The following is a 13,498-nucleotide window of genomic DNA, read 5'->3' as shown; positions in this document are numbered from 1 at the left end:
TTGCTATTTGTCACCGTTACGGTGTAAATGCCTGAAATTGTGATACTTACACTCGCATTCGTTCCCAAACCATTTGACCATGAATAACTTCCACCACCTGTGGCTGTTCGGCTGACCGATGTCGTTGTACAAGTTAAATTTGTTGTGCCTGTAATTCCTGCACTTGGCACACTGTTATCAAGGGTGACATTGGTCGTTGCAGTGGCAGTACAGCCATTACTATTTGTCACCGTTACGGTGTAAATGCCTGAAATTGTAATACTTACACTCGCATTTGTCCCCAGTCCATTTGACCATGAATAACTTCCACCACCTGTGGCTGTTCGGCTGACCGATGTCGTTGTACAAGTTAAATTTGTCGTACCTGTAATTCCTGCATTTGGTACACTGTTATCAAGGGGGACATTGGTGGTAGCTGTGGCCGTACAGCCATTACTATTTGTCACCGTTACGGTGTAAATGCCTGAAATTGTGATACTTACACTCGCATTCGTTCCCAAACCATTTGACCATGAATAGCTTCCACCACCTGTGGCTGTTCGGCTGACCGATGTTGTTGTACAAGTTAAATTTGTTGTGCCTGTAATTCCTGCACTTGGCACACTGTTATCAAGGGTGACATTGGTCGTTGCAGTGGCAGTACAGCCATTACTATTTGTCACCGTTACGGTGTAAATGCCTGAAATTGTGATACTTACACTCGCATTTGTCCCCAGTCCATTTGACCATGAATAACTTCCACCACCTGTGGCTGTTCGGCTGACCGATGTCGTTGTACAAGTTAAATTTGTCGTACCTGTAATTCCTGCACTTGGTACACTGTTATCAAGTGTGACATTGGTGGTAGCTGTGGCCGTACAGCCATTGCTATTTGTCACCGTTACGGTGTAAATACCTGAACTTGTGATAGTTACTGTCGCATTTGTTCCCAAACCATTTGACCATGAATACGTGCCTCCGCCTGTGGCTGTTCGGCTGACCGATGTTCTTGTGCAACTTAGATTTTCTGTGCCTGTAATACCTGCATTTGGAACACTATTATCAAGCGTCACATTTGTCGTAGCGGTTGCAATACAGCCATTGCTATTTGTCACCGTTACGGTGTAAATGCCTGAACTTGTGATACTTACCGTCGCATTTGTTCCCAAACCATTTGACCATGAATATGTTCCACCACCTGTGGCTGTTCGGCTAACTGATGTCGTCGTACAAGTTAGATTTGTCGTGCCTGAGATGCCTGCATTTGGTACGCTGTTATCAAGCGTGACATTGGTCGTTGCGGTTGCTGTACAGCCATTGCTATTTGTTACCGTTACGGTATAAATGCCTGAACTTGTGATACTTACCGTCGCATTTGTTCCCAAACCATTTGACCATGAATAACTTCCACCGCCTGTGGCTGTTCTGCTTACTGATGTCGTTGTACAACTTAGATTCGTTGTGCCAGTAATACCTGCATTTGGGACACTGTTATTAAGTGTAACATTGGTGGTAGCGGTTGCCGTACAGCCATTGCTATTCGTTACAGTTACGGTATAAATACCTGAAATTGTGATACTTACAGTGGCACTTGTTCCCAAACCATTTGACCATGAATAACTTCCACCGCCTGTGGCTGTTCGGCTGACTGAGGTCGTTGTACAAGTTAAATTCGTTGTCCCTGTGATACCTGCATTTGGTACGCTGTTATCAAGTGTAACATTGGTGGTAGCGGTTGCGATGCAACCATTATTACCTGTCACAGTGACAGTGTAAATTCCAGAAGATGTGATAGTAGCTGTTGCATTTGTACCTAATCCGCTACTCCATGAATATGTTCCGCCCCCGCTTGCCATACGAATAACACTTGTGTTTGAACAAGAAAGATTGTCTGAACCGATTATATTAGGATTAGGTATTGAGGCTGGGTCACAATTCCCTGTTCCTCTAATACTAAAGTCGTAGGGATTTTCATCGGTATCATTATTAGCAATATTTACGGTTGCATCTCTCACTCCTGATACTGATGGATTGAAAGTAACCGTAAATGCGGTACTCCCACCTGCTGGTATAGTAGTAATAGAAGGTTGAGTAATGATGAAGTCTTCAGTATTTGCTCCTGTCAAAGAGACTGGATTACTTCCCAATGTCATTACATTGCCACCAAAATTTTCAATCGTAAATGTTCTTACTACAGTTTCTCCCGTAATATTCGCTGTTCCGAAATTAGTATGGTCAGTTGTTGTCGGGGTATTATCACCATCAAAAATATTGTTATTATTACCTTTGATGTTTATCTCTGGTGCATTATTAAAATTAAATGGTACTATATAAGTACAATTTCCACCACTTGGTGTTATTTTAACATAAAGCCATTGTAATCCTGAGGGCAATGTATTGGATGGAGCAAATGAATTAGGTGCTGTAAACGAGCCAGCTAAAATTGTTGCTTCTGGGTTACTGTAAATACCTTCAATTATACCATTATATGTACCTCCATAAGTAAAAATTGGCACTTTATTACTATTGATAATAACCGAAGAAACCGTAGTATTAGTAGGCATAATTCCTAAACCTATCAATTGTCCGTACGTAAATACGCCATTATTAGTAAAAGTCCCGCCTCCATCGCCAAATCCTCCTGTAATTATAAGTCCATTATTTACTGCTGTGGCCGTACCCGAAAGGATAATAGAAAAAACAACCTTGATTTTGCCACATGCGTTATTAACTAATTGAGAAGGAGGATTATTACTTGAAAGAAAAATACTTCCAATTTCTACATTTCCAGAGTTTGTAATCACACCACTTTGTACAAAGAATTCACTGTTTTCATTCCCCAATAAAGTACTATTTGCTTCATTTACAAAATTTCCTTGTTGTAAATTAATACGTCCATCCACTGTGGTTGTAGCTCCTGATTTATTTGTAAAAGTAGCATTTGAGCCTACATTTAGAGAGGAGCTGACTGATTCGGTTACATCTGTTGAACTTAAATTGATTGTCCCAAAATTATCTAATGTAGCATCTTGCAAAGATATTTTTGTTTTTGAAAGGTAAAGCCCTCCAGAATATGAATTAATTGCATTTATGGTTCCATAATTGATAATTTGCCCACTACTTACAGATATAACTTGGCTTAACTCTGGATTACTAACCGTTAGTGTTGCTCCACTATTCACAGTCAGAACTGCACCACTACCCAAGATGGTAATTGTCTTTGCCAGCATATTACCTGATGAAATAATTGGCTTATTTGTAACGATTCCTATGTGTACTGGATTTCCAGCCCCAGGAATGCCATTGGGTGTCCAGTTACAAGCATTTGCCCAATCTGTACTTGCTGAACCATTCCAAGTCATGGTTTCAGTTGCGGTTGCCACTTGGTTACAGAAGCCCGTCCCTTGAATACTAAAATTATACGGATTTTCATCGGCATCATTGTTAGTAATATTTATAGTAGAAGTTCTTGAACCCGAGCTATTGGGGTTGAATGTAATAGTAAACGTTGTAGAATTATTAGCTGCAATAGTTGCTGGCAATGCTATCCCCCCAATTGCAAACTCGGAAGTATTTGAACTTGTAATACCCCCAATAGGAATAGTTAAACTTCCTGTACCTGTATTTTCAATGGTAAAAGTTCTGACTACCGTTCCTGATGATACATTTTGAGAACCAAAATCGGTAAAGTCTGATGCCGAAGGTGTAGTATCACCATCAAGTATTGAAATATTATTACCTTTCAGGTTGATTTCAGGAATACAAGTACTACTGATGGCGTCTCCTACTATTGTCCAATTTTTCACATTAACCAAATTATTTCTATCAGTTATTGATGCACAATACCTGCGACCAACTGCCCCCATATTTCTGCCTATTACTGTTCCTAAATTGAATCCAGTGAGTGTTGCATCATAGTTTACCACATCCATACCACAATTATCTAAAAAATTAGATAAATTAACATCAGTATTAAACTTTGTTCCCCAAGCAGCCAAGCTTTGATTGAATGCACTTGCAGAATTGAACATATTAGCCATATTTGTTACAGCAGAGACATTCCAATTAGCAATATTTTGATTAAAAGAAGTTGCATTCCAAAACATACCTTCCATATTTTTAACAGCAGATGTATTCCAATTAGCAATAGGTTGATTAAAAGAGCTCGCACCTGAAAACATTATATACATATTTTCTACAGCTGATGTATTCCAACTGCTAATATCTTGATTAAATAATTTAGCTTTACTAAACATTGCGTTCATATTCCTTACAGAAGTTGTATTCCAGTTGTTGAGCGGCTGATTAAAAGAGCTTGCTCCTCCAAACATAGCAGCCATTGATGTGACGGCTGACGTATTCCATGTACCTATAGGCTGATTAAATGCACCCGCTTCTGCAAACATAAGATTCATAGCTGTTATGTTTTCGGTATTCCAACTACCCATATTTGCTGGGCCAGATAACGAAGAACAGCCATAAAACATCTCAGCCATTGTTGTAACCGAGGAAAGATTGGGTATATCAGTTGCCGTTATATTCAGATTATTACAACCAGCAAAAGCACTTTGCATACTTAGCCAAGATACATCTCCCCATTGTTTTACATCTACTAAGCGGCTTTTATCAGTACCATCAACTATTTTGATTTGCTTAAAATTAGTTGGTTCAATACTTAACTCTATCGTTGCACCAACAGGTAAATTAGTAATATTAGCAGTAGAACCCACAATAGTACCCGAACCACTTGTTCCTGCGGGTACAGTTGTCCATGTATAGTTAACATTTCCAGAAATAACTACGCCAAAACTGAGTTGCGTAGAACCAGAACCAGGTGTAGCTAAATTCCAACGAGTGATGAAGGGGTTACCCGTTCCAGTTCCCTGAATACTGAAATTATAAGGATTTTCATTAGAATCGTCGTTGGCAATACTGACGGTAGCGGTTCTAATACCATTAGCTGATGGATTAAAAGTAATTTGGAAGGTTGAGGTTCCACTGGTGGCTGCAATTGGTGAATTTGGCAACTGAGTAACAGTAAAATCGCTTGCATGTGTACCTCCAATTACTACTTTATCCGGATTACCAGTCAAATTCAACGCTCCAAGTCCTGTATTTTCAATTGTAAAGGTTCTGACTACCAAACCTTGTGAAACTGAGGTTGAGCCGAAATCTGTATGATCGGCAGCACTTGGTGTTCCGTCATTGTCGGCTATGGTTGTTGAATTGCCTATTATGTTAATCTCAGGGCAATTATTAACTACTACCTCACCTGCAAATACCCTGCTGGTTTCACATGGATCGGCATAACAAGTGACATAATAAGATGTTGTGGTAGTTGGACTATGCACAAAGCTCGCACCGGAACCAAGCGATGTTCCACCTGAAGAAGTGTCATACCAAGTAACTGTTCCACCAACACAAGACCCTGTAAGTGTAACACTTGACCCATTACATATAGAACTATTACTAACACTTCCAAGGGGAGGAGATAGCGAGCAGATTCCAGTTCCAGAAATAGTAAAATCAAAAGGGTTTTCATTAGAATCGTCATTTGAAATACTTACCGTAGCAGTACGAAGGCCTGATGCCGTCGGGTTAAAGGTTATATTAAAAGTAGTACTACCTGATGGCAGGACAGGTGTATCAGGCTCAGATGTCACAGTAAAGTCAAGCGGATGAGCACCAATCACAGACACTTTGGGTGTACCATTCAATGTTAAGTTTGCATTACCGAGATTTCTAATCGTAAATGTTCTAACGATCGAACCAAAGCTTGCATTAGAATTACCAAAACTCGTCCCATCTGTAAGTGAAGGACTTATATCACCATCCGAAATACTATTTCCATTCCATTGAACGTCTATTTCAGGATTGCCGTTATTATACGTAAACGGCACTACATAAAAGCACGCCCCACCACTTGGAGTTATTTTAGCATAGAGCGTTTGATTACCTGCGGGTAGCGATACATCAGGTACAAAAGTATTAGGTGCGGTAAATGTCCCTGCTAAGTTGGTAGCGGCTTGTTCTTTATAAATGCCATTCACTGTACTTGCACCCGTGCCGTTATATGTGCCACCGTAGGTGAAAATTGGAATGGGAGTGTTTTTTACAATGATTGACGAATTTTGATTGTTGGTAATAGCAGCAGACCCTGAAATACTACTATATTTTAAAACACCATTATTAGTAAAAGGTCGGGAGTTGTTCAGATTGTTTGCAATTTGAATTAAACCCATATTTGTTATAATTCCAGATGAACCGCTATTCACCAATTCGCCTTTTAATACTATAATTTTACCACAAGTATTATTCGTAAAGATATTTTGATTAATAAAACCTCTATCAGTAGTATTTATTGCCTCAGCAATTATTTGTCCATCATTAGTCAGTGTGCCAGTAAAATTATAAAAACCCCCACTTGTGGTATTGCTTATAGAGATTGTTCCTGTATTATTGAATGTTGTTAGATTATGAATACCAAATACACTTAAATTACTGCTACTTCCAGCGGTAATTGTACCAGAATTAGTAAATGTTCCAGAAGCTGTATGATGAATGTAGCTTTGAGATGCCCTTTCTATGGTAATCGAACCTGTACTATTATTTATCAATACTCCACCACCTAAAACGTCAATACCATAATAAACTACACTAACAGCAGGATTATTTCCTATGCTAATAGTGCCACTGTTTTCTAAAGTTCCAGCATTTGCAATAGAAACCAAACTACCACTATTATTATTACCTCCATTTACAGTCAAGGTTGCTGAAGGTGCAACTTTCAGCGTTGCATCGGGAAATATGGCAATGGATTTTACTGAAACAGATACCCCCGAAAATATTTCAGATTCTCTGACGGCTGCAGTAGGAATGGTTACACCGTTGTCTGCCCCTGGCACACCATTGGGTGTCCAGTTACAGGCATTGTTCCAATCGGTATTTACCGAACCATTCCAAGTCATTGTCTCGGTGGCGGTGGCTACTTGGGTGCATGCTTCTTGAATATACTTAACATCAACATTATTTCCATCTATACACGCAATACTTGCTTTGTTATCAATGACAGTTAACGATGCCCCGCCAAACCCTCCAGTAGCTATTAATTGCGAACTTCCCCAAGAACTGCCGTTAACATCTGCTGCCTTTATATAATATAAACCACTTGAAGCACCAGCATAAGCAATACACGGTATCCCGTTTATCACAGCCATCGAACAGCTATTTGGTGTTAATCTATGAAGAGTTTGAGTAGTCCCCCAAGCACTACCATTGGCATCGGTAGCCCTGATATACCGTAAATAATTATCCAAACCACGATAAGCCACAGCTGGGTTTCCATTGACAACTTCAATGGTTGAATTAGTGCCTGAATCAGCCGCCTCTAACTGAATACTGCTACCCCAAGTGCTTCCATTGGCAGCCGTGGCTCGCACATAGTTTAATGTTGAAGTACTGCTGTTTTTAAAAATAATGGCTGGATTTCCATTCACTACTTTCATTGAAACAGCATCTGATGAAACCCCAGAAACTGCAGTAATGGGGGTATTAAAAGAAGTCCCACTGGCATTAGTACCTATCGAAAACAATATATTTGAACCTGCTCTAAATGCTATTGCGGGTACTCCTCCAACCTCTTGTAATGTCAATGAATAAAGCAAAACGCTAGAATATACATTCGTGCTGGCACTCCATGCAGTGCCAGCGACATTTGTCGCTGTTCTGTACCTGACCCGAAATAGGCCAGATTCAAATACAAGATAGCATACCGCAGGTTTTCCATCAATAATAGCCATTGAGAAACTTGCCTCTACTCCAAAGTTTGGCTCTATCACAACAGGTGTATCCCAAGAAGTGCCTTCGGCGTTAGTAGCTCGAACATACATCAAATTAGAACTTGAGTTTCTGTAAACAATTGCAGGAAGACCATTGACTATTAGATTGGGATGTCTCAAAGAACCTGTATTTACATCAGTTGCTGCCGATATAGGTGTACGGAATATTTGAGCTAAAGCATTTTGAAAGAAGCATAGTGCAAATAAAATAAATATAATTTTTTTCATGGTAGATTTCAATTTGGGTTATTCATAAGATTCAATCTGATATTTTGATGTTAAGTGGCTACGATAGATTTATCATAGCCACTATTATTTTATTTCTTTACGCCATCGCACATGGCTTTCATGTTGAGTCTTACAATGTGCGGTATTTGCTTACGCCCTTCGGTACTGCCATTTACGCCATAATTATCTTTTATTTTATCTTGTATTTGGTCGTGTACTGTATCAATTATATCGCCCGAAGTGATGATTTCGGTATGAAACGGGTCTTCTTCTTTCATCTGCACAAAGGCTTGTCCGTAGAATAGTTTTCCATTAAAATCAAAACCTGTTAGCAGCACTATGTGGTCATCTATGTTTTCGCCTCTGATGTGGTCTATTTTTACGGAAACCAGCATTCCTGCATCGTGCGTAATCATCGAGCTTTCTTGGTGCCAAGTGCGGTAGTTATGGTCGCCATCTTTTATTCTGTACTCCATTACTTGATTAAACTCACTCGAATCATCATCATCTTTATAAAACCAACCATAGTTTTTCCCGCTATTTATTACATCAATATCATTGTTTTTATTGCTATTCATTGCTTTACCAAAAGCATCATAATCAAATTTCATAGTTGTAAGAAGTTTAAGATTGAAAGTTTATTTAACATAGACTGATGAACACAGACGATTGATTGTATGACTAACCACCGCCACAAAATACAATTGTCCACCGTTATCATTCCATTTTACAACCGCCGTCGAAATATCATTGAAGGCTTTGGCACAAAAATCAAAGGCTTCTTTGGCATCAAGTGCTAATTCTTCCGAAAGCCCAAAAGTCTCTAAAGCACCTACTGCTCCCAGCAGTTCAAGTGAGTCGTCAACGATGCTAATCGCAGTATCTGAAATCTGATAGCCATCATTTCCTTTCTTCCAAGTATAGCTTACGTGCTTAATTGAGGCGTTCGTATCGAACTCAACCGTAAGCTCAACGTGGTCGTCAGTTGCATCGGCTCGAATATGGTCAAGCTTCACATACAATACATTATTTGCTTTCACAGTCGGATTATAAACCCGATACTGAGAATCTTCTACTTTGTATTCCAAATACTCGCTATAAGACTTTGAGTTTGGGTACAAACTTTTGAAGGTGTTTAAATTAAATTTTACGCTCATGGTTATAAATTTTAGAGTTGAGAAATAATACATTTTTAGTTTAATTGCACGTATTCTGAATGACTGCACTATACACGCTCCCGCTTTGTACTTGGAATCCAGCGTTCATCAATACCGATTTACCTGCGGAATAATTTACATTAGCGTTTGCAGTGATACTATTTGTAGCAGTTAAGTTTTGAGCTGCTTTTTTTAGGACTGTTTGACCAGTGATATTTGTAGTTTCAGCTACGTTATTAGCAATGATTGTCAGTGTAGCAGGATTAGAATTTGTACTTCCTGCTTCTGAAGTAGCCACACAACGATACATTGAACCATCTAAACTATTAAGTGGTGAAGTAATTGTTAGGGAAGAAGTAGTTATATTGTTGTATGGATTAATATTAGTCAAATCAACATACGTAGAACCATTGTAAATTTGCCATTGAAAAGTGGAGGCATCAGTTGCGACTACGGTCAGTGTAGCATCGCCATTCTCACAAATACTTTCGTTTGTTGGTTGGGTTGAAAATGTTGGTAGGGCAATCGTAGTATATTTTGCAAAATATGAAGTAATTGTTGACGTTGTGAGTTCGTTGCTACCCGAAGCCGATGGCGTATTGAAATTGGCAGTACGTGTAAAACTTCCCAAGACATACAAAGAATTATTTCGTACAGTTACCGAATACCCAGCATCATCTCCAGCTCCTCCTCCTCTTTTAGCCCATTTAAAAACGCCAGCCTCATCGTATTTCGCCACAAACATATCTTCACTAACAGTACCAGCACTTATTAGTTCGTTGCTTCCTGTGGCGGCTGGTGTATTAAAATTGATTGTTCGACTAAATTTACCCGTGAAAAATACGGCATTATTTGAAGCGAAAATACTGCTACCACCGGTCGCTGCTGACGTACTCCCTGCACGTTTTGCCCATTGAAATGTTCCAGCATCATTAAATTTGGCAATACAAGCATCATAAGTTGTACTGGCACTCGTGATTTCATTAGAGCCAAAAGCAGAGGGTGTGTTAAAATTACTTGTTCCTCCCCAACCACCCAACACATACACATCATTGGTTGATAAAGCGATGTCTGGAGTATTATCACTTTTTACACCTCCAAACCTTCTGAGCCATTGAATAGCTCCTGTATTATCATATCTTGCCAGAAATCCATCAGTCAAACCTGCACTTACTAATTCATTTGTACCAAAAGCTGATGGTGTATTAAAATTAGCCGTTTCAGAAAAATCACCCACAACGTAGATTTCGTTAGATTTAATTGCGATTTCTCGACAGTAATCAAGCCCCGTTCCTCCTATTCTTTGAATGGTTTGTATCTCTCCGTTTGTATCGAATTTTGCAATAAATCCATCCGTTCCACCAGCACTCGTAATTTCATTAGAACCTGCCGAATAAGGTGTATTAAAATTAGCAGTACCATAAAAATAACCTACTACATAAACGGCATCACTCGTTGCGGCAATACCTTCGCCCATATCAACGTATGAGTTAGTTCCACCTGCTCTTCTTGCCCATTGAATATTACCATCTGTATCAAATTTTGCCACAAAAATATCGCCTCCACCAGCCGCATTTGTGAGTTCATTGCTTCCTGCTGCTGAAGGTGTATTAAAATTGATTGTGCCAGAAAAATAGCCAGTTATATAAATCGAACTCCCCGATAATGCTATATCATAACTCACTCCTCCAAAACGTTTGACCCACAAACAATTTCCCGAAACATCAAATTTTGCGATATACGATTCGTTGGAGGCCGCCGTTGGCAAAGAAATAGTTCCCCAAGTTAAAACTCCATTGTAGCCCCCAAGTACATAAAGATTTCCAGTATCATCAGTTACTGAGGCAATAATAGAATTATACCCACCAGATGATGCTTGTCGGAGAAGCTGTAAATTTTGGGCGGAAGCTATTAGTGATATTAGATAAAAACAATAGGTATATAACCAACGATTATTGAATGAGAATGTAGTATTTTTTTTCATTGAATGACGATTTTAAGAGGAAGGTTTTCAATTATTACAAACTGCTTGGATGATAGCTTGAAAAACAGCTCCATTTTTTGCTTCAAAACCTGCATTAAGCTCTACATATTTGCCAGTTTGGAAGGTCGCTTTTCCTGTTGTTTCTATTTTATTACTGGCCGTAATGTTATTTCCTGCCAACAAAACTCCTGCATCGGCTGTAATATCATTCGTTGGACTAACCAACGTTTGCGTAGCAACTGCATTCACAACCGTAATGGCCTGACTTACTCGACTACTAAAACAAGCTGTATTCTCGCAAGCGGCATAATAAGTCGTCGTAGCCGATGGCGTAACCACAAAAGGTGAGCTTGTGGCAAGTGCCGTTCCGCCCGTTGCTTGGTCATACCACTTTGCCGACCCAACTGCACAAGTAGCTGATAATGAAGCACTAACCCCACTACAAAGATTATTTTTAGAACTACTAACGGCCGTTGGGGCAGTAACTGCGGACGAAACTATCACTCGAAACACATCTGAGAATACCGAACCTGTATTATTCAAAGCAGTGCATCTGATGTACTTATTTGCAAATGAGGCATTTCCCAAAATTGTTGTTGAGCCAGCAGAAGTTGAAAGATTAGTTGGTGCATTCATATTAGCAAAAGATGAGCTTTGCCATTGATAACTTATAGCATCGGTTGCGGGAAGATTTAGCACTTCGCTTGCACCCGTACACAGGTTACGGTCGGTGTATTGCGAAGTAAAAACGGGAAGAGGCACATACGTAATTGGAGCAATAAAACTACAAGCACCATAAGTGATTTTAGCATAGAGTGTTTGAGACCCACTTGGGAGCGTAGCGGGCGTAAAAACATTAGTGGTCAGACTATAAGTACCCGCCGAAACAGTTGTTGCCAAATCGGTATATATTCCATCCACGACCAAGTTATTACTCGTTCCGATGGTCATAAAAGTTGCGTTGGCTGGATTATTTCTAACTCGAAGTTTATTGTTTGTAAATGTTCCTGCCGTATTTCCAATTTTTATCAGACCATCATTCACAAAATTGGAAGCCCCAGCATTGTTGGTTAAATTATACTGAATATCAAAATAGCCATTGTTCTGAACCAAACCTGCTTGATTGATAATTTCTCCTCGATAAAAATTGCTAAACGTGATGAGTTTTATAATACCACAGGTTTCGTTGATAAGGTTATCGGTATATTTTTCGATACCACCAGTTAGATTAATCATTCCACTATTGCTGAGCATCGTTAAGGCTGTGTTGTCGCCTTGTATGAAAAGCCCTCTTGAACCTGTTGCATTGATAACTCCACCCGCTTCATTAACAATTCTTGATAAATTAAAAAGCTTGATACCATAAGCACCATTCACAACAGGAATGATTGAATTAAAAACTCCAGTGGTTTTATTGGTAAAGATTCCATTTAGTTCAAACTGACTCCCTTCGTTTACATTGATAGTGCCAAAGTTTTGAATACTCCCTCGACAACTAAGGGTAGTGCTTATATCAAGCACTGCTCCCGAATTTATGGTTAGACTTGCCGCCGTATTAACTAAAAAAATAGACTTGATAGAAGTATTGCTTGCTAAAACAGGATAATTTGTCAGACCAATCGGAATCGTAACATCATCGGCAGAAGTAGGTAAACCGCCCGTCCAGTTAGCAGCATTGCTCCAGTCGGTGCTTACGCTGCCATTCCAAGTAATGGCGGCTGCAAATGATAATTGATTGATAAATAAAAGGATTGCGAAAAGTCCTTTTGAGAAAATTCTTTTTTTCATGGTAGTGAAATTTTTGAGGTCATTTTTGAAAATAATAGGGTAAAAATCATGGCAAAAAAAGTAGGAGATAACTCCTAAGAGTTACCCCCAAACCCACTTCTTTCTACCACGAAAGGTCTTTTGATGATTCTAAAAAGATATTTTGGAAGGCTTTTAGTCTTCTCCGTGAAGCTGTAAATTCCTTCCCACCGTTGAGCCGAATGATTAGCTTATTGTTTTCATGGCGAAAAGCTGAGAGATGCGAAAGATTGATGATGTAGCTTCGGTTAACTCTGAGGAAAGATTTTGTATCGAGCCGTGACTCAATGACTCCGAGTGTAAGGGCGGCCAATATTCTTGCTTTTGACGTAGTATAAATATTGGTATAATTCACCTCGCTTTCGAGGTATAAGATTTCGTCAGTTTCTATCTGCTGACGGCGTGTAAGGTAAAGTTCATTCATAGTTCTCGTGGTATTGAAAAGTTTCTACAAAACTCGTCCACGAAAAGCATTTCCATTTAACCCAAAATGAACTTTCTTTTGC

General features: G+C 39.3%; 6 protein-coding genes. All 6 read right to left on the bottom strand.

Annotated elements, in window-relative coordinates:
- On the bottom strand, window positions 1-8,045 hold an 8,045-nt coding region (locus tag IEX65_RS19545), incomplete at its 3' end, for a choice-of-anchor D domain-containing protein (RefSeq protein WP_188768473.1).
- A gap of 89 nt (window positions 8,046-8,134) precedes the next feature.
- Window positions 8,135-8,656, bottom strand: a complete 522-nt coding sequence (locus tag IEX65_RS19540) for a hypothetical protein (RefSeq protein ID WP_188768472.1) — start codon at window positions 8,654-8,656, stop codon at window positions 8,135-8,137.
- Between the two features lie 27 nt (window positions 8,657-8,683).
- Complete coding sequence (locus tag IEX65_RS19535) at window positions 8,684-9,202, bottom strand: hypothetical protein (protein WP_188768471.1); 519 nt, start codon at window positions 9,200-9,202, stop codon at window positions 8,684-8,686.
- A 40-nt stretch (window positions 9,203-9,242) separates the two neighbouring features.
- On the bottom strand, window positions 9,243-11,186 hold the full coding sequence (locus IEX65_RS19530; RefSeq protein WP_188768469.1) for a 3-coathanger stack domain-containing protein: 1,944 nt from the start codon (window positions 11,184-11,186) through the stop codon (window positions 9,243-9,245).
- A 27-nt stretch (window positions 11,187-11,213) separates the two neighbouring features.
- Window positions 11,214-12,974, bottom strand: coding sequence for an immunoglobulin domain-containing protein (locus IEX65_RS19525; RefSeq protein WP_188768467.1), 1,761 nt, complete (start codon window positions 12,972-12,974; stop codon window positions 11,214-11,216).
- Window positions 12,975-13,077: 103 nt separating this feature from the next.
- Window positions 13,078-13,416, bottom strand: a complete 339-nt coding sequence (locus tag IEX65_RS19520) for a LytR/AlgR family response regulator transcription factor (protein WP_188768465.1) — start codon at window positions 13,414-13,416, stop codon at window positions 13,078-13,080.
- Window positions 13,417-13,498: the final 82 nt, after the last annotated feature.

This window comes from Emticicia aquatilis (assembly GCF_014644295.1).
GTDB lineage: Bacteria > Bacteroidota > Bacteroidia > Cytophagales > Spirosomataceae > Emticicia > Emticicia aquatilis.
The sequence above is the reverse complement of the archived record's forward strand: the minus strand, read 5'-3'. Positions and strand labels throughout refer to the sequence as shown.

Coding starts and splice junctions, on each gene's coding strand:
- IEX65_RS19540 (WP_188768472.1), bottom strand. CDS start 8,656: ATGAAATTTGATTATGATGCTTTTGGTAAAGCAATGAATAGCAATAAA.
- IEX65_RS19535 (WP_188768471.1), bottom strand. CDS start 9,202: ATGAGCGTAAAATTTAATTTAAACACCTTCAAAAGTTTGTACCCAAAC.
- IEX65_RS19530 (WP_188768469.1), bottom strand. CDS start 11,186: ATGAAAAAAAATACTACATTCTCATTCAATAATCGTTGGTTATATACC.
- IEX65_RS19525 (WP_188768467.1), bottom strand. CDS start 12,974: ATGAAAAAAAGAATTTTCTCAAAAGGACTTTTCGCAATCCTTTTATTT.
- IEX65_RS19520 (WP_188768465.1), bottom strand. CDS start 13,416: ATGAATGAACTTTACCTTACACGCCGTCAGCAGATAGAAACTGACGAA.